Genomic DNA, 21,779 nt, shown 5'->3' with positions numbered 1-21,779 from the left:
TTAAACAGTTAATATTTACTAGTAGTGTTAATTCATAAGCACTAGAATCATGAATACTATAACAAAAAGCCTATCTATAACATGATAGGCTCTCATTTAGTATATACAATTATTTTTCTTCATCTGACTGAATGATTTCAGTTTCGCTGAGAATTTTAAACATTTGCACTAACTCGCTATCGGCATAGTCTTTTTCTAAAAGGTTGAAGCCGAACATTTCATATAGATCAAATAAGTGCGGGATATTCTTACATTCCAATATGACTATTCTTCCGCCTAGTAGTGTTTGTCCTTCAAGAATGGTAGCCAAACAATATTCCATTACTTCTGACCCACTAATGGCATCTACAAAATTTTCGTTTTTTCCAAGCTGACCGATCAGTATCGATGGAAATTCAGTTATTTTTACACCTTTTATCTTAGAACTAAATCCATCGAGTAGCATAGCTTGTCTCCCAGAAATCATTTCTTCTGGTATTTTTAATACTTGTATAGCAATCGTGAAATAGGCTAAAATATTAAATCGGTCACTATTTTCGTCAAAAATAGAACAGGTTCTGCTCTTTCCAATTTTTTCCAATTAAATAGCTCTGTCTTCAGGAAATTCTCAATGTCTAAATCTTTTTTGTAAACAAAAATAGAAATGAGTTCTTGAGCTTTCTCCTCATCACTCATTTCTATTAGTCGTTTTAGCGAGATAATATTTGTTTTAATTTCTGTTCACCTCGCCTCTCATTTTCAGGCGAGACTAATTCTCTATTAATTTTTACGCTTTTTTTCGGAGCGGAAATAATTCTTTCGAACGACTCCACAGATTTTTTAGAACTCAACGTAAAATCTTTATTAAATGATGATGTGGCCATTCGTATCCCTCCTTCATAATTCTGATTAAATATCTAAATCTTATTTATAATCTAAGTCAATTGTAACATCTTTCCTTGATTTGCATCTTTATTTATATCTCTAATTTCTAACATCATCTTTTTATAGTCAGAGTAAATTTGCCATTTCAACACTTTTTGTACCACTTCTTTTGCTTTATTCTTTCGGTCATCAAGACTAAATTCATCTCGATAAGCAATTTCTAAATTTTTTAAAGCACTTTTGGTCATTTGGAAAAGGATTGTTTTCTTCAAAATGCATTGATTGTTTTCTTCCTTCCCAAATTAATTCTTCGATTTTAATCCCACTAACAGGCTCTTTTAAAGTACGTGGACTTTCTTTTCCATATAGAGTTGATAAACCTTACTTTGCAATTCGAAGAATCGCAGCATAAATACATTGAAAAGAATCGTTACGAGTGACGCGATTGTATCTGGCCACTTGTCACGTTTTTACTTGATCGTGACAAGTGGGCCGTAATAAACGAGTGACTCGTAAAGATAACCGGTAAACGTGACAAGTGGCCCCAAACGACACGCTCACTTGTCACGTTTTAAAAATAAAGCGCAACACAGTTTAAGCCTCTTCGTAGTTTCGCCACAGTAGTTGACTCTTAGCTTCCTGACAATAAATTTTCAATCCAGCTATCCCCTCTATATTTTCGCCTTAGTCAATTCGTCCATAAAGGCAGGTTTTCGGCTGAACGTTTTCCGCAAGTTCTCGGTGACTTCACGAGCAGTATCTTCCCCTAGAATCCGGCCGCACTCTTTTACCAAAACAGCAATCGCCTTGTACTGCGAACGATTTGTTGCATTGGACGCATTGTGGATGATCAGCTGCCTATATGCTGTGACGACGAGTTCTTTGCGTGTATCAACCAAAACTCCGGCGTAATCCCGTACATATCTGACATCTGTGGTGACTACCTCAGCGAGAGCTTCGATGTCTTGTTCCTCCTTTATCAATCTCAGATACGTTTGACTGTAGCCGGAATACCGGTAAGATTCTTTTAGCGTCTTTTTGAGTGCTTCATACAAAGGCGTTTCATCATTCTCAGATAGCTTCTTCAAATCAGCATAATAATCAAAATCACCATCCAGGAAGAGTTCTTTTGCCAACAGTCGTTGTTCTTCAACCATACCCGCCTTCTTGTAGGCCTCATATCTAGCCGCTTTCCAGGTACTTACAGAACCTCGATACTCTTTGTCGTGCCGTTCTCCTTCTTCAGCTAATTGAATCACTTTTAGATACTCTCTTTTTTCAGTATAGATGTCGATCAGCTTTTTTCTGAACGTCCCATATTCTACATGGTTTAGCAAGAAGAGCAGCTGTTCATCCTCGTCGCCAGTTTTCTCGATCAAACGAAAGACCTGATTCAAATAGCGCTCATTATCATAAGTGACTGACCAGCTGTTTCCTTTCTTTACACGTCCCATCAATTCTTCGATATAGGCTTCTCTCAGGCTATCTTCCTGTGCAATGACTAAAAGCGCTTCAAACAACGGATCCTGATAATCCTCCCACCACACGGACTCACTATCCTGATCCAAGTTTTTAGTGATTTTCTGATATAAAACCTGCTTACTCTCTACAGTCAGCTCACTGGAAACAATACTTTTCACTACTTCTATACAATCATCCACTACTTCTCCAATAATCCAGTCATCATCTTCGATATATTCTAAACGTTCCACCGCTTCATTCATGACTAGGAACGCAATATCACAAGCAATTAACGGATTTTTGATCGCTACCGTTCTATTAAGTATTTGTCCCATCTCTGCAGCGTAATCAGAAATTCGGTCCTCATATATAATCCCTCTATGATCGCTATACTTTTCACTTATCGCCTGAAGTAATCGTTTACTTTCATTTAACTCATCTTCAGGAGAAAGATTGCCAAACTGTAGACGTAAATGATGTTCCAGGCTTGGATCACTAGCGGCTCTTTGCGTAATCAGTCGGACGAGCTCTTCCTTCGGTAAGGAAACTAGAATTTCTTCAAGCGTTCGGTCACTATTGTTATTTACTCCGTCCGGTACCTCAACATTGTTCTTTCTATTTAAGCGTTTTCTCAAATCATAAAATGCCGCAACCTCATGTTTACAGACTGATCCCGTATTAAACGGGCACGTGCAGGAAGATAAAATATTTTTCTGTTTATCGCTTTTCACTTTCACGCGGTAAGTGTCAGTCCCAAACACCTCATATATATACGTATCAGAATCTATTTTGGATACTTTATTTATAAAGCCCTCCTCGTAATAGACTTTTCCTCGTTTTAAAATCGTCGCATTGACTTGACTCTCAAATCGATTTAAATTGATCATCTGCCCACCCTTTTCCATTGGCAAAATCCGGTTTGCCTATATTTTATCATACGGTGACATATGTTCACATCAGCATAATACTTTTTTCGTAAAAAAACTGTAAATCACTGAAAAATATTTAGAAATCGATTCAAAAGTAGTCCTCGTGCAATTTAATATCAATAAAAGTAGTCTATGTATTAATTCTAAATAAACATGGAAAGGAATCGTTACAAGTGACGTGATTGCAAGTGCCACTTGTTACGTTTTTGCTGAATCGTGATAACTGGGCTGTATTAAACGAGTCACTTGTTAAGATAAACGGTAATCATGACAAGTTAGACCGGTGATGTGTTCACTAATCACTGCCAAACATTTGTACCACGATGTCAACTTTCTTACCCCTGTTTGCCAAAGAATGTACCCCTTTTGCCAGCCTAATGTACCATCAAAGAAATATCCCATAACCACTGTGATTTAAGTTGGTCACGGGATACTATTACGGGGCTCGGAAAAAACTCCACTTAAATTAATAAATCCCTCGATCCATTTTTTAAAAATGAATCGAAGGATGTTTCTTTTATAAGGCTTAAATCTATTATTAAGCAGTAACTAAAAGATTAACTTTTTGTTCTGTCTTTTTTTTATTGGCTACTCTTCCATTAATTACTATATTTAATTTTCTATGAGAAGAAGCTAGGTTATTGAAGTTGAAATCAGTAATTTCATAGATCAAATCATTTTCGATAACATTTTTCATAAACTCGGAATAAAACGCTGGTACATACCCAATAATCTTACCTTCATATTTTACCATGACTGCATCAGGATCCTGTTCGTTATCTTCATCAATTTCTAAAGTGATTTTAGCCAAGTCATTAAGTTGCTGTTTTTCGTCATTATAATGTCGCCAGCCACGAACATAAAAATCGAAATTGAAAAATTCGTTCTTAAATTTCACTGGCTTAACAAATTCATAATTATCGGAAATCAACTTCCCACCTGTCATGGTTAAAAAGTCAAATTCACTATCAGTAATGTTCAAATTATTTTCTCTTAGCAGTTTCATATAATCCGGTCTGGCTTTATTTGGTAACCTTCTAGAAAATGCACTAAACAGTCTGCTGGATTCATAATCTTTTAATTTTTCTGGAAAAGAAGGGTGCAGGTGATAGCCATTCTGAAGAGCTTCTTCTAAGCCTCTTTTCTTCTTATCTAGTTCATAAGAAAAAGAATACTTTCTATTGTCATTTAATGTCAGATTAGCAACATGATACCATTGTCTAGTCTTTTGATTCTGCCATAAAAGACATAATGTTTTATTTTTCATACTAATCAACCTTCTATTTAATTATATTCCCTAAAACAAGGGTTTTTTGTCTTATAACTTTTTCTAAAACTTTCATTCTATTCTCATTAATTATTATATCACTTAATTGATGAATTGTATCACTAATCGCTTGATAATCTGGATAATAAAACTTTGGTAATACTGTACTGTATAATGTCGGATTTAATTCATAAAGGATAGATAAAAACTCATCGACTTTTAGTTTATTCTTACCGTTAGCAGTAAAGCAAGACTCAGCACGCTTTACATAAGCGTTTAACATATTTCCATCTGTACTCATTTTATTGATTTTTTCATCTGTTATACCATTTAACAATGATGATCCGTTATCATAAAGCGGAGCCATAGTTCCTTTATTAGCTGAATCATATAAAATCCCCCAATTCTCACAATGTCTGTCTTGATTTCCTATTATAGAATCAAAAAAGCACATTTCATAAAATTCGAGAAGAATATTTTGTTCGCTCGCTATCTCGTAAGCTTTTTCAACGGTATACCCTTCTAGAGTATATGCATCAAAGTCTGCTCCAAAGTAATCTACTATCTCGTCAAATCGCTCATTTTCTTCTGTACTAACAAACGTTTTAGTTAATACTCCAAAATTATCATCTTTTATTCCCAGATAGGTTTCTGGAACTCGTAGTCCATAAATATTTTTAGCCAAGTTAGCTGCTAATATTTCAGCATAGAGTTCACCATCTATTTTTGGTAATTTAAATAAATATAAATCTCGTTCACTAGGTTCCTCAAGCCAGTATTTCATCCGAGTACCAGTAGTCATGATGCCTTTTTTTTCTTTCCAGGATGTAACGTTAATTATTTCCATTCACTAACTACCCCTAATAAAACAAAAATTATAATATAATTGTACCCATTGCTTGAATATACATTATGACATTATACTAGACTTTAATATAGATGTATAGTGATTGAGAGTTATCATTTTACATTTTACTCATACTCATCTTTCTAATACTAGTCACTCTTACAATAATCTGAGTAAATCATAATTGACATACACTTTGTTTTTTCTTTTTCTATTATCAACATCTAGTAATCCCAATTCCACCAATTTATTTAATCCATTTCTTGACGTGGATACTGCAATATCCAATTCATCGGCAACTTCTTTAACAGTTAAGTAGGGTTTATTAAACGTAGCCAACCAGATATTGTTTATAACATTCCTATCACTATTTATTCTAGATAATCCTTCAGACGCTATTGCAGTAATACTTTCTAATTTATTCAACATACTGTCAACCATTCTTTGACACGTATCTAAAAAGAAATTGATCCAGGCAAACCAATCTGGATTCTTGCCTCTTACACCATTTAATAAGTTATAATATCTGATTCTTTCTTTTTCTAATTCTTCACTAACAAAGAAAACTGGTTTATCAATAAGTCCATCCTGCATCGTATTCAATACAATAAGAATCCTTCCCATACGTCCATTTCCATCTAAAAAAGGATGAATGGATTCAAATTGGGCGTGCATAATAGCCGTTTTAATTAATGGATCGGAAGTCTCATCCAGCAGAACTTCATACTCGTCATTATAATCTTTTTCAAAAGAGCGGTGTTTCTCAGAATTAATAAAATATTCCAGATTAGTCATGTAGTCCCCAATTTCCTGGGCACTAACCGGTATATATACAGCATCTTCTATTTTTTCAGTAGGTCCAATAAAATTTTGAATTGATCTGTATTCTCCTGATGCAGACGTTGTTCCTCGCGTATTCTTTCCCATTAATATTTTATGCAGTTCTTTTATCAAACGAGAAGAAATTGGCGTTCCATTATTAATTATATCAATTCCTTTTGATAAAGCTTCCATATAATTATTGACTTCAACCACTTCATTACTTTTATTTTTCTTGGTTGCCTCTTCAATCATATCTGCAAAAGTAACGTGTGTTCCCTCTATTCGAGTTGATTGTACAGACTCTCTGAGACTTAACAACTGTATAAACTGAGAATTGACAACAGAGCGTTCTAACTCTGAATTAAGTTTCCCAATAGAGGATTTAATTTTTGCTATTTTCTTGTAAAGCTGCAACGCTTGTGAAATACTTACTTTTGGTGGAAGTAATTCTATACCTTTTACTGCACTCACTTTTGGGACCTCCAATCTATTTTTATCTCATTCATTATCTCGTGTTATTTGATTAATATCAACAAAAATAATCAAATAGACTGATTTGATAGAAAACAAAGAGTCGCTAAGCGTCAACGATCTGTTTTATCGTCACGTTGGGTCACTGGTATGGTAGAGTGTTTGTTCTTTCCCATATTAAAAACCTCCCGTTAAACTTATGATATCTCAAGTTTAACGGGAGGCCGTCAAGACTCACCGGTGCCTAACTATTCATCGCTTACGCAATATACAAGCTACTTTTTGCTTAGTCTTTTCAACTTATAACATTTTCTTAGGAACGATTTTCTTCTGCTTCCAACCCATGCTTCTGGCCCAGCGCCTGAAGTCGGCCGCTTCTTCTTTGTCTTCGGGTTCATTGATCGCTCTTAAGAAGTTCGCAAAGCCGCTCAGGCCACCGACATCGTCCATGACGTCCACGCCGTCTCTTGAAAGACAGACCGGCTTATGCTTAGTCAGCACAACTTCTCTAGCTGCGTCCACTTCTTCTTGCGTAACGGAGTGATCAGCCACTAGATCCTCACAGCTTTCCAGCTTGGTTACCTTAACAATCCAGCTGTCACCGTAGTCATACTCGTAATACAAGGCCTGTGTCACTGGGAAGCCGGACCCACTCAGCTCTTCGTCGGCATAGCCTAACACGTCTGTGATCACAAGACTTTCCATCAAACTTTCTGTCCCGCTTTCCATCACGATGGCCGCGTTCATCTCGTCCAAGGTCATATCGACCAAAGCCTTCTTGCCTAAGACTTTTGGTTTAGCAGCCGGATCTGTCTGTTTACGCTTTAGATAGTCGGAGAAAGGCTCCTGTATCTCCAGCTCTTCGAATCGGTCTAGTAGTTGATTAACGTCTGCTCTTGCGACATCAGACTGTTCAAAGTACCCACCGTATTGATACGGACCCGTATATTTCCTGCGCAACCAGGCGTTAAAATTTCCAGAATCATAATCATCATCCCAGAACACATCATGCTCAGCTTCTGACGGCGGTTGAAACAGCACGCCGACCAGATCTGACCAGCCTTTGACTGTCCCTTGAGTCAGCTCCTGATAGACATCTTTTGGTAAATTAAATTGCCTCAAGTGCGAATTCTGCCAGCCGAACAGTTTCTGCATTGCATAGTGCAGCACATGCAGGGTCATGTCAGAAGGAATCAGCACCTCTCTTGTGATGCGGTCGCCCGAACTGGACTCACCGTAGCGTTTCAGCATCACCTTCTCGTCACTATGACAGTAATCACTGATCAGTTCCAGCCTTAGTCGCACAGGTTTGATCTCTCTCTGCATTTTTGTCATGTTTCTGCCTCCACTTTTAAACATCTAATAACATGTTTCTAGCCAATCAAAGTTTACCATGTCTTTACTATAGATGAAATAAGAGAAGGAATTATAACAAGTGAGGTAATTACAGCAGCTCACTTTTAAAGTTTCCACCGAATCGTAATAAGTGGGCTGTGCCCGACGAGTAACTTATTAAGATAAAGGGTAATCGTGACAAGTGAGGCCGGACGACACGCTCACTTGTTATGTTTCTGGACTCGGAAACATAATGTAGTTGAAAAGTAATTTTTCGCTCTGCGAAAAATATCCGCTTAAGATTTTACGAGAATTTTTTTGACTCAGATCTCCTAACGGAGTTCTGATAAGATTGTCCGATTTTTTTATCAAGTACTCAATAAAACAAACCACGTTTTCGAATTAACTCTATTTTTTATAACAAAAATAATATTTTTCTCATAATGTCCATAAAATAAAAATATATATTATAATAATTATTGAAACCGCTAACAATAGGTGGTTTATTATTTTGCTGGAGGAATGTTTATTGGATTACGATAAAAAATATAACGACAGCGTGATGGACCGGTTCGACGCCTTCATCAGATGTTCAGAAGCAAAAAAGACGAGGCCTTATGCACTCATGCTGGAACACTCAGAGGCAGATTCGCGGGTGTTGTCTATCACAGAAGACAGTGTGCTCGACTTTTTAGACGTCGCGCTTGAGCAGACGTATTTGCTTCTGGATGACGACTCGTTTTATGTCTGCGATGTGTCTAAAGAAATCGGTACACCATACAATACCTTAGTCTTTCAGATCAATGGCAGCGTGCTTAAGTCGAAAGAGACTACGACCCACATCATCACCCGCTACATGAATTACATAGGTGTAGACTATAAAGCAACGATGCAGCTGGGCAAATCACTAGGTATCTTCAGTCAGTGTCCCTTCGTCTGCGGTACATTGTGTTTTACACCGCTTAACGGAGCGAGCCGGAAACCTGTCAGCTGGCTCGGTCTGCATCATGTACAGGCAATCACGGCGCACCAAAAAGCAACGTATTTCAATATCGACGGCAAGCACGAACTGACACTCAATGTTTCGCATAAAACGGCCAGCCGTTTGATCAGGCAGACTAAGATCTTGTCTGATTCCCAGCAGCGGATGGTGACAGAATGGCTGGCACTCATGCATCATCAAAAAGAATTCAGCAGCCGGCCTAACGTCGTGACGCGGTGCACTGTAAGCAGTCATTTCTCACAGCCTCTGCCTCTTCTGTCAACGTGGCTGATGACCCTCAGTTTCCTTCAGGGACGCTGGATCGTCCAGGATCTACTCAAAGAAGGCGACCCACTGCTGGATCTACTTCCACCGGAAAAATTAAATGACGAAAACGAGATTAACGACTAAGACTGATCACTACCTAAACAGGACTGCCATCACTTGGTAGTCCTGTTTTAATGTTGCCGCTTTTGTCGTATACGGTTAAGTGAATCCATAACTTTCTGATTCATATCTTCATCAACCGGATCAGCTACAACAGTGTACTCATCTTTGGCCCAGTCTGGTAGCGATTCACTCTTTGATACATGGTTAGTGAATGACTTCTGGCGATTCTTGAAGGATCGGTCATAAGTTGAAAGCTCTTCATAGTTCCTTACACCCTTCTGCTGAAAGTCTGTCAGAATGGCATTTAAATAAGCATACGACTTACCGTTCATGTGGGTTCGTCTGATCGCTTCTAGAATAACTGACTGATCAAAAACAGCTAACCAGTCTTTAAGTTGTTTTTCTATTTGGGGTGTAGGCACTTGAACCTTTGATTCAAATTCTTTAAGGATATGTAATAAATCATCATCGGAATCATCTGATCCTTTTTCACTTTCTGATGATGATTTACTTTCTTTTACTCTACTTTCCTTTACTTTACTTTGTGTAGTTAATGTAGACATTAATTCCGTTGAGTCAACATCACTGTCAACATAACTGATTTCTACTGATGGTTCAGGATAAAGTGAGACAATATTCAAGTTAGGGTATTTCTGGATTTCCTGTTCGCTTAAAAGGACATGCTCTAAAATAACAGGAACGTCTTTACGACGACTCACTGCTTCAAAGTAGCGCTTTTGAATCCCACGACTGGTCAAAATACCGTAGTCATTAAAAAGAGGCAGACTAAATAGCCCCCAATGGAGACCGGCTTCAACGATGTCTGTAACTGTAGAAACAGCAACACCCGTCCTTCTGCTAAAAAGTTTCGCTTCTTTTTCGCCCCAGTGGTAGCTATAGCCTTCGGAGTAAATCTTCATCAACAATTTGACGATAACCGTAAACCCTTCGATACCAAAATCAGATTCGATCAATGCGATTTTATCATCCTGATCAAACGTGACATCCAGTGGAAAATAATTTAAACCTGTTTGTAGTGGACGCGCCATAGTAAACACTCTCTTCTTCGTTATAATTTTGGAAATAGACTCTCCCCTTATTAATAACGATATGAATTTGGTATTACGTCAATATCTTGGACACGATTTAAGAGAATTTCTTAATGAAACATGGACCCGTTTTGAGGCCTCAAGGTTTCGGTAAACGTTCTAACCGCTGACACTTTTTAGAACATTTACCGAAACCATGAGGATAGCTAAAGTCTTTCTATTTAACCGTCCTATGGTTCCGTCTAACTTAAATGACTGCTTGATCTAAGTATGCTTGCTCAATGGCCAGGGGTGTTCGGTTCCCAAGTGCCGAGTGGATTCTCTTCCGATTGTAGAAGGCTTCAATGTATTGAAATAATTCTCTATAAGCCGTATCGAAATCAGGATAATTCTTTTGGTAAACTTCTTCCTTTTTTACGATAGAATGAAAGGATTCGATTACGGCATTATCGTGAGGACTCCCTTTCCGACTGAAACTATGACGAATCCCTTGTTTTTCCAGCGCAGATTCATACGCTTCGCTTGTGTACTGCGAACCAAGATCAGAATGGAGAATGAGGCCTTCGGCCGCACCGTATCGTTGGGTTGCCTTTGTTAAAGTATCTAAGACCAGATCCACAGTCATCTGTCGGCTAAATGACCAAATGGCTTTCCGTGAATATAAATCAATAATCGTAGATAGATAACTCCATTCATCTTTGCCTGTCCAGATATAGGTGATATCCGTTACCCATACTTGGTTCAATCCGGTGGTAGAAAAATCTTGATTTAACAAGTTTACTCGATCGTCTGGCACAGGATCAGCGGACCTGTGTGGCCGCCATTTCTTTTGTGTAATGGAACGAATACCTTGTTTATGCATCAGTTTTTGGACACGTTTGAGACTGCAGTCTTCGTTTTCGTGAGTAACCAAAAGTGCGTGAATTTTCGGGGCACCATACACACGCCCACTTGATTCCCATATGCGTTCAATTTTTTCAAGGATACGCCGATTTTCACGCTCTCTATGCGATTCCTCGCGATTAATACGTTCATAAAAACTTGATCGTGGGATCTCAAACAATTCCAGTGTTCGCTTTAAATTGATGTCGTCTTTGATTGCGTCGAGTTCGAAAATAAAGTCATCGCGGTCTATTTTTGAGTGAACATGGCTAAGACCTTTTTTAGGATATCATTGTCTGTCTTAAGACGGGCATTCTCTGCTTTAATTTTTTCGATATCTGCTTCAGAATACCCGGTTTTTTCATCTGTGGAATATTTTTTGATCCACCGATAAATGGTTTGTTCTGCTATGCCATGTTCCTCACTTAAATTCTTTACTGAATGACCATTTTCGTACAAACTGACTAGCGTTTTCTTATAGTCGACATCATAGGTTCTTCGGTTTGACATCGATAGACACTCCTTTTCGATAGTTTATATTCTATCAAAACGTGTCCAGGATTTCATACTAACATCAATTTGAAAAGTGTTACCTTGGAATAAAATTATTTTGATTAAGTATCGATATGTCTTTGCTTAAACAATTTCAGCTAATATAATAAACTCAATCGCTAGGTTATTGTTTAATTATTGCTCACCAAATAATAAAGTTAAATTGTTTTGACTAACTAAATTACTGTTGTAAATTGTGTATAATCATCTCTAGGTGATTTTGCTACCTTCAAATTTTCTGGATAGCTTCCTATTGCTATAAATGCAATTAAGTCTTCTGACTCTTTAATACCTAAAAGCTCTCTCATATCTAATTCCTTTTTAAGAGTGAAGTTAGTATTTAACGTGCAAGAAGCAATGTTCAAATATGTTAGTGCATATAACAGGCTCATTGTGTACAATCCACCATCAATATATGTCTGATTTCTTTCATGACCACCATTCATATATTGTCTATCAGCAGTAACTAATAGTAATTTATTCAAATTTTCTCCATTACCAGATAGTCCACCTTGAATCTTCAAAACTTTCTTAACAACATCTGGAGATTTAACATAACGTACTTGCCAAGCTTGCCTATTACATACTGAGGGAGATTTAGTTGCAATATTTATTGCATTGAATATACTCTCATCACCGATATCTTCAGTACCAAAGTCTCTAACACTATATCTTGACGCAGCTATTTCATTAAATGATAGCGAACTAAATTTAGGTAGATTTGAACGATTAATTTCAATATATCCACCAGACAAATCATGACATCCATTGTTATAGTTTTTATACTCAAGTTGTTTTCTTTCTACTAAACTAACATCAAAATTTTCTTTTTTGTGAAGTTCAACATAACTAGCTATAACACTAATAGCTTGTTGAAATCTTGAGTCATTACTAGGATAACCTTTATTTATATACTCATCCATTGCCCAAAATAGCTGATTGAAGGCTCTCTCTCCAAATCCTAGTCTTAAATTAGCATTACTTAACCCTTTTTCAATTGCATGATAATGAAAAGTGATTTTTGATCTTAAATTGTCTGCAGTAAAATCGTCGTTAATTGAATATGCATATTTTTTTAATCTCTTTTTATCAAATTGGTAAAGCTTATTAATATGCTGCATAGTTCTTTTTTTTCTCAAAAAATCTAATAATGACTCGGGAAATATTTTCTTGATTATTTTTTTCATTTTGTACTCCTTATAGAAAAATTTCTAACAGATATGTTTTGTGCTTAAACTTTTTAGTTATCATTTATATTTTTTCACTAATTTTAAGACTGGTTTCCCTAATAAATCTTTCTCAAACTGATTCATACCAATAAACCACATTGAGATACTAAAGATAAGTACATATATGAAACCTGCTGATAGAAATATCGGAAAAGCATATAAGTCAACATATCTTATAATTCCCCATCCAACGATCAATGGCATAGTTAAAGAAGGAATAAAACTTAATATCTTTTTCCAAAAAAACTTCATATCTAAGCCTACTTTAAAATGATAATACCAATTCATAACAAATCCATTCCCAACAATAAGTGACATAGCAGTGCCCGCTGCTGCACCAATGCCGCCATATTCACGTGCTAAAGGGATGGTTATTCCTAAATTTGCAAGAGCAATAAAGAAATATACCCATGACCTAAATTGATGCATATTTTTAGCTCGTTGTATCTCAATCCCAATATTTTGAATAAGAGGAATAGTTACAGGGACAGTTAATATTAATACTATTGGATATGCATCAGTATAATTAGAACCTGCCCACATATTAATAAATGATTGTCCGAAGAAAAACAGACCGCTTAATATAAGCGAAAGTATTATAAATTGAATTCTACCTATCTTAGTAAACAATTCAGTTAACTCATCATTATTATCAGAATCAGCAACTATTCTGTGTACTCTAGGTATAAAGACATTTGATACAGTAGAAGAAATCGATAGATAATAGGTATTCAATTGAGCTGCTAAACCATATACAGCAACAGATATAGTGCCGTGAAATCTCCCTAAAATAAATTTATCAACATTCCAGTTAATTTGATCTATTAATAGATTCATAAAAATAAAAGATGAGAACACAGTCATTTCTCTCATCAAGCTGAAATCAAAGTTCTTGAAAGAAAATCTCATTTTTAAAACTTTCAAACAATAAGTAGCATTGATTATTTCAATAGTAATATTAAGCACAGTAGTTACAACGACCATACCAACAGAACCATAGCCCATTATTAACACAGGTAAAACTACAAATGGATTAACAATGATTTTAATCATTTGCACTAATTTATAAAACACAAACTTCTCATTTGCAGTTATATGTGAGGTAAATACGATATTAGGAAATGAAATAGCCAAATTAATTACTAATATCAACATTAAGAATTTAGCTCTTGATAATTCTTCACTCGTCAATTCGGAACCAAATATTACTTCTGTATTCATAGCTAATACTGTTCCTGCGATTACCGCTATAAATCCTATAACGGAAAAGATGATTAAAAACATACCATTTAAGGTTGCAATTTTTTCTCTATCTTTTTGAACTTTATATCTTGAATAATAGCGTATATACGCACTACCGAATCCAAAGTTTAAAACACCCAAATAAGCTACAACAGATGCCACCAAGTTGTACAAACCATATTCACTTTGTCCCAATAATCTCAACATGACTGGAGTATAAATTATAGAAACTAGATAACCTAGTCCCATCGATATATATGATAGCATAGCACCGGCTTTTAATTGATTAATTTTCATTGTCAAATCCTCATCATTATATTAAATGTTTTCCTTAGAATAATTACTAGCTTTTTTTTTGCTTAATTTCCAATATTTAGAAACATATTAATCTTTTATGTTTAAATATCACCTGCCTTTTTAGTAATTATCCACTTTATGAACTTTAGATGAAATCATGATAATATTGCATTAATACTTGAACTCATAGGTGGAATCTTGCATATACGATTAAATACAATAAACGCTATTTCCAGTATAATTAAAAAAAGTCATGGAATGAATCAGAACTAAATATGGTATTACGTCAATATCTTGGACACGATTTAAGAGAATTTCTTAATGAAACATGGACCCGTTTTGAGGCCTCAAGGTTTCGGTAAACGTTCTAACCGCTGACACTTTTTAGAACATTTACCGAAACCATGAGGATAGCTAAAGTCTTTCTATTTAACCGTCCTATGGTTCCGTCTAACTTAAATGACTGCTTGATCTAAGTATGCTTGCTCAATGGCCAGGGGTGTTCGGTTCCCAAGTGCCGAGTGGATTCTCTTCCGATTGTAGAAGGCTTCAATGTATTGAAATAATTCTCTATAAGCCGTATCGAAATCAGGATAATTCTTTTGGTAAACTTCTTCCTTTTTTACGATAGAATGAAAGGATTCGATTACGGCATTATCGTGAGGACTCCCTTTCCGACTGAAACTATGACGAATCCCTTGTTTTTCCAGCGCAGATTCATACGCTTCGCTTGTGTACTGCGAACCAAGATCAGAATGGAGAATGAGGCCTTCGGCCGCACCGTATCGTTGGGTTGCCTTTGTTAAAGTATCTAAGACCAGATCCACAGTCATCTGTCGGCTAAATGACCAAATGGCTTTCCGTGAATATAAATCAATAATCGTAGATAGATAACTCCATTCATCTTTGCCTGTCCAGATATAGGTGATATCCGTTACCCATACTTGGTTCAATCCGGTGGTAGAAAAATCTTGATTTAACAAGTTTACTCGATCGTCTGGCACAGGATCAGCGGACCTGTGTGGCCGCCATTTCTTTTGTGTAATGGAACGAATACCTTGTTTATGCATCAGTTTTTGGACACGTTTGAGACTGCAGTCTTCGTTTTCGTGAGTAACCAAAAGTGCGTGAATTTTCGGGGCACCATACACACGCCCACTTGATTCCCATATGCGTTCAATTTTTTCAAGGATACGCCGATTTTCACGCTCTCTATGCGATTCCTCGCGATTAATACGTTCATAAAAACTTGATCGTGGGATCTCAAACAATTCCAGTGTTCGCTTTAAATTGATGTCGTCTTTGATTGCGTCGAGTTCGAAAATAAAGTCATCGCGGTCTATTTTTGAGTGAACATGGCTAAGACCTTTTTTAGGATATCATTGTCTGTCTTAAGACGGGCATTCTCTGCTTTAATTTTTTCGATATCTGCTTCAGAATACCCGGTTTTTTCATCTGTGGAATATTTTTTGATCCACCGATAAATGGTTTGTTCTGCTATGCCATGTTCCTCACTTAAATTCTTTACTGAATGACCATTTTCGTACAAACTGACTAGCGTTTTCTTATAGTCGACATCATAGGTTCTTCGGTTTGACATCGATAGACACTCCTTTTCGATAGTTTATATTCTATCAAAACGTGTCCAGGATTTCATACTAACATCATTCTTTCTTGTCAAGCTTTATATACAATACACTGGCATAAATGCTTTCAGTTTAGTTTTTCTAAGAATTTCAAATACAATGATCCTATGTTGATAGCAATCATTCCCTGTATACAAAAGATTTACTCGATGATTATTTTTTTATATTTTTAGCTGGGTTTCCAACGATTACACTGTTTGGACCAAAATCTTTCGTTACTACGGCATTTACACCGATTACTGAGTTATCTCCGATAGAAACCGGTCCGATTATCTTAGTACCTGCACCTATTGTGACATTGTCCCCGATACGGGCAACACCCGGATTTTTAGGAGTTTTACGCCCTATAGTCACTTCATGTCTAATACGTGCATTATAGCCTATTTGGACATCACGAGCCATTATGACATTAAACGGGTGACTTAAAAGTAAGCCGTAGCCTATTCTAGCTGTTCTGGGGATTATAGTATTAAAATATAATTTGGACACTAGCGAGTCTAACAAATACCAGATAGTTATAAGAAACTTTTTCTTTGTCCCAGTAGCTTTATATTCAGCATAATATCCTAACCTGTAAATAAAAACGACGATTTTTGCAGTTGTTTCTATCTGTTTATTTAATTCGTTGCATAACTTGAGTAACCCTTTAATAAAATCTTTCATAATGCTCCTCCTATTTTAACCATTCCGATTTCTCAGCTTCCAGCATTGCTTTGAACCAGTATATATCCTGTATCGATGTCAATTTAATGTTTAACTCACTGCCTTTAGAAAAATATAACTTTTTGCCGTACTCATGCATTAACGTATTGATTGAATGGTTCCCTGATATTGCCCTGCCATCTTCATATGCTCTTTCGTAAGTAGAAAGGATATCGCGCAGCTTATAAGCCTGAGGTGTTGTAACGATTTTTAATTGATCTCGTGGGATCGATTCGGACGTAGTAAAGTCATCATCTCTTTTCACTACTTGATCGACAATAGGTAATGAAGAAACGGCATTCCCATATGTTGATGCGGTAACTACAAGATCAGATATAATATCCAAAGATACTAAAGGTCGTACTCCATCATGTAAAATAATCAAGTCATCTGAACCTGCTTCTGCTTTTAATTTTTCTAAACCATTTAGAATAGACTTTTGCCTTTCAGTACTTCCCGTCACGATCCATTCTAATTTAGTGAGATTGAATTGCTGCGCGTACGCACTGAGGGCATTTTCCCATCCTTCAAGACAGACAACAAGTATTTTATCGATTTGAGGATGTTTTTCGAACTTTTCTAAGGTATATACAATGACAGGCTTGTCCTTAACGTTAATGAACTGTTTTGGGATGTGCTGACCCATTCTAAGTCCTTTGCCACTTGCCATTATCATAGCTATATTCATCTAATTCACATCCTTTACAAAAAATTCGTGTTCATCGTGTGTGATTTGTTTATCTTTAGGAGGGAGATCCATATAGTTCTCTCCATACAGAAGGGAGAGGTATGTGTCTGATGCTGCTATACCTTTAAATCGATATCCTTCAAAGTCATAGTCTTTGATTTCATCCCAGATGGACGAAGGATATCCTAAATTGCCTTTGTATCTTGAAAGTAAATGACCACATTTATCAGAATTTTTTATCGAATATATTTTTGATAACCTGTTAAGTTCGGTGACCAGATTAGTTTTTCCCCCTCTACGCTTTGAAGATAAATACAAGGGGAACGCCAGGATCAGTCGTTTTAATGATTCTATTAAAGATATGGAACTAGCATAGGATGGAAAATTGGCAGACCTGACAAGTAGATATGCTTGACGTACTTCTTTTTTAAATTTCCTGATTTCTGTTTCAGTGGACGGGAAACCATCTATGGGCATGATATCAACAAAGACCCCATGCGAAATATCTGAACCAAAGAATTTACCTTTTTTGTCGATAGAACCTTTGTGAGCCAATTTGGCCCATCCCTGAGTATACTGGTCTTGAATGGAGTATTCATAGAGGTCGTAGTCCTCTTTATCTTTTAAGATGTCTATCAATTTCTCATAATCTTCTCTCGGCATACTTATATCTATGTCATCATCCCATGGTATGTAGCCCTTGTGGCGAACTGCGCCCAACATAGTCCCTCCCCAGAGGGAATATGTCAAGTTATGTTCTGCTGCTAATCGATCTATATACACTAATATTTCAGTCATGATTTTCTTCTGTTCTTTCAGTTCGATTTTTGACATCCAACTCTCCTATCCATAAAATTACATACACATGTATCCGTTCTCGTGTACACCCATAAGACTAACTAACGACTAACTATTTGTTTTTTAGTCATACTGTCGCTATTCGGCTCTTATCCATGACAGAAGCTGTACGAGTTGATCAACTGTTACGATAATAGCTTCTATACCACTCAACAAATTTTTCCAGTCCTTCTTCAATCGTTGTGGACGGCCTAAAGTCGATATCCCGTTCTAAGTCTGAAACATCTGCATAGGTCCTCTTAACGTCACCGGGCTGCATAGCCATAAATTTTTTCTCGGCCTTCACTCCCAGCGCTGATTCTAAAGCATTGACGAACCGCATGAGCTTTATCGGACTATTGTTGCCTATATTGTAAATTTTGTAAGGAGCAAAACTCTCACTTAAATCCCCTTGTGTTTCATCCCATGATTCATTGGAAGCAGGAGCCTTATCGACAAGTTTTAGAATGGCCGAAACAATATCATCGATGTACGTGAAATCTCGTTCCATTTCTCCATGATTATATATGTTGATTGATTCCCCGGACAGTATGCGATCAGTAAAAGAAAAGTAGGCCATGTCAGGACGACCCAGCGGACCGTAAACTGTAAAGAATCTTAAACCCGTTGTTGGTATATCATACAAATGACTATATGTATGTGCCATTAATTCGTTCGATTTTTTTGTTGCAGCATATAATGATACCGGGTGATCCACATTGTGATTAGTAGAAAACGGGACTGCTTTATTCCCTCCATAAACTGAACTGGAAGAAGCGTAGAGCAAATGGTCGACGGGGAAATGACGACACGCTTCAAGTATGTTCATAAAACCGACCACATTACTGTCTATGTAAGCGTACGGATTCTCGATCGAATAGCGAACGCCCGCCTGAGCAGCCAGGTGTATTACATGTGTTGGGTTTTCTTTTTCAAATAATTCATCAACATCATCTTTATTTTTTAAATCTATTTTATAGAAATGAAATTTACCATCGCTATTCAATAAACTTTTACGGTGTTCCTTCAATTTCGGATCATAATAAACATTGAGATTATCTATGCCGACTACTTCTACCCCTTTATCCAGTAATTTTCTGGACACATGGAAACCTATAAAACCAGCAGCACCTGTCACTAATACTTTCATGAAATACATTCCTTTTATCTCTATTGGTTTTTCTCTCAGTGAGAATTGTAGTATCGATTAAACTCTAAGGTATTAGCTGTTCCATTTAATACCCGTTTACATAATTATTAAACAGACTCATCCAGCAGATTTTCTGCGATTTCACTGAATGAATGGACAAAAGAAACATTGTTACTTTGGAACACTGCATTCACGTTCTCATACCCTCTTATATACTCGCCTAAATCTTTTTCGTTTATAACGCTTTTGATCGTATATCCCTTGCTTAATACCTGTTCAAGAAAAATTCGCTGATGATCATTTACATGTTCACCATATTTTACTAATCTGGGTACCACTATCGGGATTTTATTATATTGTAATACATTTAAAAAGCTGGAGGGTCCTCCATGAGTAATCACTATGCGTGACTTTTTTATATAAGACTGCATTTCTTTATAACTCACAAATGGCGCCCACTCACAATATTCAGGTTTATAATCGGAGTACCCAGTCTGAATAAAAACAGTCTCAGTTATTTCTTCAGATTTTACTAACTCATCTACTTCTTTGACTAAACGATTAAATTGCTGTTCATGGGTACCAACTGTTACGAAAATCACTAATAAATCCCTCCTAAATAGATACCTTTGGGATATACTTTTTTGAGTTCTTCCCACTGAATTATAAATTTATCCGTGACCGGATATACTAATTTTCCTGTTAAAGTGGGAGCATCTACTCTATCAAATACTTCTATATAGATCGTTTTCTTCCCCATGATTTTACCTAAATAAAAAAAAGGAACGGCTACTGCGGCTCCAGAAGAGATGATTATATCTGGTTTTTCTTTAACCAGCACTTTGAATGCTAAAACAGTGTTTTTCAATAGATTTACCAGATTTCTATTTGTTGGAAAATAGCACGGATACATCTTTTCGTTTTTCAACATACTATTAGCGTCAGCCTTATCAAAGGTGACCCAGAATCGGTCTTTATCTTCCCAGAAATCCTTTAAAAGAAAAAGATGGGCCAAATGTCCTCCGCTTGAAGCAACCATACAGACTTTCATAATTAATCTCCTTTAAATATATGCTTCTTGACTTAACGATACTCTTTTTAATACCTATACTGGTGTATAATGTAGTATGAAGAGTTTAACTTGTTTTTTACATTCAAAAACAAGACAGCGTTATCCCAATCAGGATTTATACTACCGTAATCCAATTGCCCATTTCAATATTAAATTCATCAGGCTGTATATCTCCCATCCCTGACTGATGGAAAAAAGTGATCTCTCCGAATTTTATTTTATTGTTAATATAATAAAAATCGATACGCGCGTGTGGTATATCTTTTGATAACATGCAGCTCAGTTCAATCAATTGCTCTAACTTTTCCGGTTTTTCAATGACTAATTCTTTTTCTTGAGGGTAAGAAATAGTCGCATCCATTATATTCCAACCTACATCATAAAGATTACGTCTTGTTTTGCTCTTATCGATTATATTGAAATCTACTGTAATGAATTTTGGGGCCCCGTCAAAACAGAAAAAACGGTAATCTCTCAATTCACTTCCGCTTTCCTGTTCAATGTATTCTTCGATAATGATTCTCGGATTTACATTCTTATACGGCCATTCTCTATGAACAGAGTAATAGTCCCGAGATAACCAAGCATCGATTTTCCCTCTCAGGGCTTCGTGATCGATCTGGTTTTTATCTTTACAGATGAAAATGTTCCCCGATGTGTGCGTTGGCTTCATAACAAACTGATCCGGTAAAGCACGAAAGTCGATGTCATCATAAGTGTCGTAAACACCTAAAAGTGGTATAAGATACTCTTCTCCGATCAGCTCACTTATGTATTCTCTAACTTCATACTTATCAACTAAAGTCGTGTAGTATGTTTTCCTGTTATTAAGCTTTAACCATTGTAACTTCTCATTAAAGGTTTTTGGATCAGTAAGATTCAAAGCGTTTTTTGTATTGATTAGATAATCCAGCTCTATAAACCGTTTATCACTCATTTTTTTTAATAATTTATATTTTATGAGTTTATACCACGTGAATTTCACTAAACTGTGGCCCTTTGTCATTACACTATTCATTCTCTCTATTTCTACTCCTTCACTCTAAACAGTCAGCCATTTTGCTC

General features: G+C 36.4%; 23 protein-coding genes. 1 reads left to right on the top strand and 22 read right to left on the bottom strand.

Annotated features, from left to right (window positions below):
- Positions 1-109 precede the first annotated feature (109 nt).
- The 8 genes from AB4027_RS04690 to AB4027_RS04655 all read right to left on the bottom strand — a co-directional run bounded on the left by AB4027_RS04690 (position 110) and on the right by AB4027_RS04655 (position 7,996).
- Positions 110-580: a hypothetical protein gene (locus tag AB4027_RS04690; RefSeq protein ID WP_368646183.1), complete on the bottom strand. Its 471-nt coding sequence runs from the start codon at positions 578-580 to the stop codon at positions 110-112.
- A gap of 109 nt (positions 581-689) precedes the next feature.
- Positions 690-863 (bottom strand): hypothetical protein, encoded by a 174-nt coding sequence (locus tag AB4027_RS04685; protein WP_368646182.1) that lies wholly within the window; start codon positions 861-863, stop codon positions 690-692.
- 51 nt (positions 864-914) lie between these two features.
- Complete coding sequence (locus AB4027_RS04680; RefSeq protein WP_368646181.1) at positions 915-1,136, bottom strand: hypothetical protein; 222 nt, start codon at positions 1,134-1,136, stop codon at positions 915-917.
- A 399-nt stretch (positions 1,137-1,535) separates the two neighbouring features.
- Positions 1,536-3,212, bottom strand: coding sequence for an SWIM zinc finger domain-containing protein (locus AB4027_RS04675; RefSeq protein WP_368646180.1), 1,677 nt, complete (start codon positions 3,210-3,212; stop codon positions 1,536-1,538).
- A gap of 580 nt (positions 3,213-3,792) precedes the next feature.
- The gene (locus AB4027_RS04670) at positions 3,793-4,521 is read right to left on the bottom strand and encodes an HIRAN domain-containing protein (RefSeq protein WP_368646179.1); all 729 of its coding nucleotides are present in this window, start codon (positions 4,519-4,521) and stop codon (positions 3,793-3,795) included.
- Positions 4,522-4,534: 13 nt separating this feature from the next.
- Complete coding sequence (locus tag AB4027_RS04665; RefSeq protein WP_368646178.1) at positions 4,535-5,368, bottom strand: HipA domain-containing protein; 834 nt, start codon at positions 5,366-5,368, stop codon at positions 4,535-4,537.
- Positions 5,369-5,527: 159 nt separating this feature from the next.
- Entirely contained in the window at positions 5,528-6,661 is a 1,134-nt protein-coding gene (locus AB4027_RS04660; protein WP_368646177.1) for a Fic family protein, read from the bottom strand.
- Between the two features lie 300 nt (positions 6,662-6,961).
- Positions 6,962-7,996, bottom strand: a complete 1,035-nt coding sequence (locus tag AB4027_RS04655) for a hypothetical protein (protein ID WP_368646176.1) — start codon at positions 7,994-7,996, stop codon at positions 6,962-6,964.
- Between the two features lie 529 nt (positions 7,997-8,525).
- Here AB4027_RS04655 and AB4027_RS04650 point away from each other — a divergent pair.
- Positions 8,526-9,389: a competence protein ComK gene (locus AB4027_RS04650; RefSeq protein ID WP_368646175.1), complete on the top strand. Its 864-nt coding sequence runs from the start codon at positions 8,526-8,528 to the stop codon at positions 9,387-9,389.
- A 47-nt stretch (positions 9,390-9,436) separates the two neighbouring features.
- On the opposite strand, the gene AB4027_RS04645 is transcribed toward AB4027_RS04650, so the two are convergent.
- The 14 genes from AB4027_RS04645 to AB4027_RS04580 form a co-directional block, all read right to left on the bottom strand.
- A complete protein-coding gene (locus AB4027_RS04645) occupies positions 9,437-10,417 on the bottom strand; it encodes a Lin1244/Lin1753 domain-containing protein (protein WP_368646174.1) in 981 nt (326 codons plus the stop codon).
- Between the two features lie 247 nt (positions 10,418-10,664).
- Entirely contained in the window at positions 10,665-11,516 is an 852-nt protein-coding gene (locus AB4027_RS04640; RefSeq protein WP_338192724.1) for an IS3 family transposase, read from the bottom strand.
- Positions 11,517-11,548: 32 nt separating this feature from the next.
- Positions 11,549-11,809: a transposase gene (locus tag AB4027_RS04635; protein WP_080145561.1), complete on the bottom strand. Its 261-nt coding sequence runs from the start codon at positions 11,807-11,809 to the stop codon at positions 11,549-11,551.
- A 218-nt stretch (positions 11,810-12,027) separates the two neighbouring features.
- Positions 12,028-13,038, bottom strand: a complete 1,011-nt coding sequence (locus AB4027_RS04630) for a nitroreductase family protein (RefSeq protein WP_368646173.1) — start codon at positions 13,036-13,038, stop codon at positions 12,028-12,030.
- Positions 13,039-13,098: 60 nt separating this feature from the next.
- Positions 13,099-14,619 (bottom strand): lipopolysaccharide biosynthesis protein, encoded by a 1,521-nt coding sequence (locus tag AB4027_RS04625; RefSeq protein ID WP_368646172.1) that lies wholly within the window; start codon positions 14,617-14,619, stop codon positions 13,099-13,101.
- A gap of 455 nt (positions 14,620-15,074) precedes the next feature.
- The gene (locus AB4027_RS04620; RefSeq protein WP_338192724.1) at positions 15,075-15,926 is read right to left on the bottom strand and encodes an IS3 family transposase; all 852 of its coding nucleotides are present in this window, start codon (positions 15,924-15,926) and stop codon (positions 15,075-15,077) included.
- Between the two features lie 32 nt (positions 15,927-15,958).
- Positions 15,959-16,219, bottom strand: coding sequence for a transposase (locus tag AB4027_RS04615; protein ID WP_080145561.1), 261 nt, complete (start codon positions 16,217-16,219; stop codon positions 15,959-15,961).
- Between the two features lie 199 nt (positions 16,220-16,418).
- On the bottom strand, positions 16,419-16,928 hold the full coding sequence (locus AB4027_RS04610; protein ID WP_368646171.1) for a serine acetyltransferase: 510 nt from the start codon (positions 16,926-16,928) through the stop codon (positions 16,419-16,421).
- 10 nt (positions 16,929-16,938) lie between these two features.
- Positions 16,939-17,655 carry a 2-C-methyl-D-erythritol 4-phosphate cytidylyltransferase gene (locus AB4027_RS04605; RefSeq protein WP_368646170.1) on the bottom strand — a complete coding sequence of 239 codons (717 nt, stop codon included), beginning with the start codon at positions 17,653-17,655 and terminating at the stop codon, positions 16,939-16,941.
- Positions 17,656-18,489, bottom strand: a complete 834-nt coding sequence (locus AB4027_RS04600; protein ID WP_368646169.1) for a phosphorylcholine transferase LicD — start codon at positions 18,487-18,489, stop codon at positions 17,656-17,658.
- Positions 18,490-18,631: 142 nt separating this feature from the next.
- A complete protein-coding gene (locus tag AB4027_RS04595; RefSeq protein ID WP_368646168.1) occupies positions 18,632-19,642 on the bottom strand; it encodes an NAD-dependent epimerase in 1,011 nt (336 codons plus the stop codon).
- 107 nt (positions 19,643-19,749) lie between these two features.
- Positions 19,750-20,244, bottom strand: a complete 495-nt coding sequence (locus AB4027_RS04590; RefSeq protein ID WP_368646167.1) for a glycosyltransferase — start codon at positions 20,242-20,244, stop codon at positions 19,750-19,752.
- A complete protein-coding gene (pssD, locus tag AB4027_RS04585) occupies positions 20,244-20,693 on the bottom strand; it encodes a PssD/Cps14F family polysaccharide biosynthesis glycosyltransferase (RefSeq protein WP_368646166.1) in 450 nt (149 codons plus the stop codon). The genes AB4027_RS04590 and pssD overlap by 1 nt, the downstream gene beginning before the upstream one ends.
- Positions 20,694-20,829: 136 nt before the next feature.
- Positions 20,830-21,732 carry an ATP-grasp fold amidoligase family protein gene (locus tag AB4027_RS04580; protein WP_368646165.1) on the bottom strand — a complete coding sequence of 301 codons (903 nt, stop codon included), beginning with the start codon at positions 21,730-21,732 and terminating at the stop codon, positions 20,830-20,832.
- Between the last annotated feature and the right edge of the window lie 47 nt (positions 21,733-21,779).

Source organism: Alkalibacterium putridalgicola (assembly GCF_040959045.1).
GTDB lineage: Bacteria > Bacillota > Bacilli > Lactobacillales > Carnobacteriaceae_A > Alkalibacterium > Alkalibacterium putridalgicola.
This window is presented reverse-complemented; position numbering and strand designations above follow the sequence as displayed.

Coding starts and splice junctions, on each gene's coding strand:
- AB4027_RS04685 (WP_368646182.1), bottom strand. CDS start 863: ATGGCCACATCATCATTTAATAAAGATTTTACGTTGAGTTCTAAAAAA.
- AB4027_RS04675 (WP_368646180.1), bottom strand. CDS start 3,212: ATGATCAATTTAAATCGATTTGAGAGTCAAGTCAATGCGACGATTTTA.
- AB4027_RS04670 (WP_368646179.1), bottom strand. CDS start 4,521: ATGAAAAATAAAACATTATGTCTTTTATGGCAGAATCAAAAGACTAGA.
- AB4027_RS04665 (WP_368646178.1), bottom strand. CDS start 5,368: ATGGAAATAATTAACGTTACATCCTGGAAAGAAAAAAAAGGCATCATG.
- AB4027_RS04655 (WP_368646176.1), bottom strand. CDS start 7,996: ATGACAAAAATGCAGAGAGAGATCAAACCTGTGCGACTAAGGCTGGAA.
- AB4027_RS04645 (WP_368646174.1), bottom strand. CDS start 10,417: ATGGCGCGTCCACTACAAACAGGTTTAAATTATTTTCCACTGGATGTC.
- AB4027_RS04635 (WP_080145561.1), bottom strand. CDS start 11,809: ATGTCAAACCGAAGAACCTATGATGTCGACTATAAGAAAACGCTAGTC.
- AB4027_RS04630 (WP_368646173.1), bottom strand. CDS start 13,038: ATGAAAAAAATAATCAAGAAAATATTTCCCGAGTCATTATTAGATTTT.
- AB4027_RS04625 (WP_368646172.1), bottom strand. CDS start 14,619: ATGAAAATTAATCAATTAAAAGCCGGTGCTATGCTATCATATATATCG.
- AB4027_RS04615 (WP_080145561.1), bottom strand. CDS start 16,219: ATGTCAAACCGAAGAACCTATGATGTCGACTATAAGAAAACGCTAGTC.
- AB4027_RS04610 (WP_368646171.1), bottom strand. CDS start 16,928: ATGAAAGATTTTATTAAAGGGTTACTCAAGTTATGCAACGAATTAAAT.
- AB4027_RS04605 (WP_368646170.1), bottom strand. CDS start 17,655: ATGAATATAGCTATGATAATGGCAAGTGGCAAAGGACTTAGAATGGGT.
- AB4027_RS04600 (WP_368646169.1), bottom strand. CDS start 18,489: ATGTCAAAAATCGAACTGAAAGAACAGAAGAAAATCATGACTGAAATA.
- AB4027_RS04595 (WP_368646168.1), bottom strand. CDS start 19,642: ATGAAAGTATTAGTGACAGGTGCTGCTGGTTTTATAGGTTTCCATGTG.
- pssD (WP_368646166.1), bottom strand. CDS start 20,693: ATGAAAGTCTGTATGGTTGCTTCAAGCGGAGGACATTTGGCCCATCTT.
- AB4027_RS04580 (WP_368646165.1), bottom strand. CDS start 21,732: ATGAATAGTGTAATGACAAAGGGCCACAGTTTAGTGAAATTCACGTGG.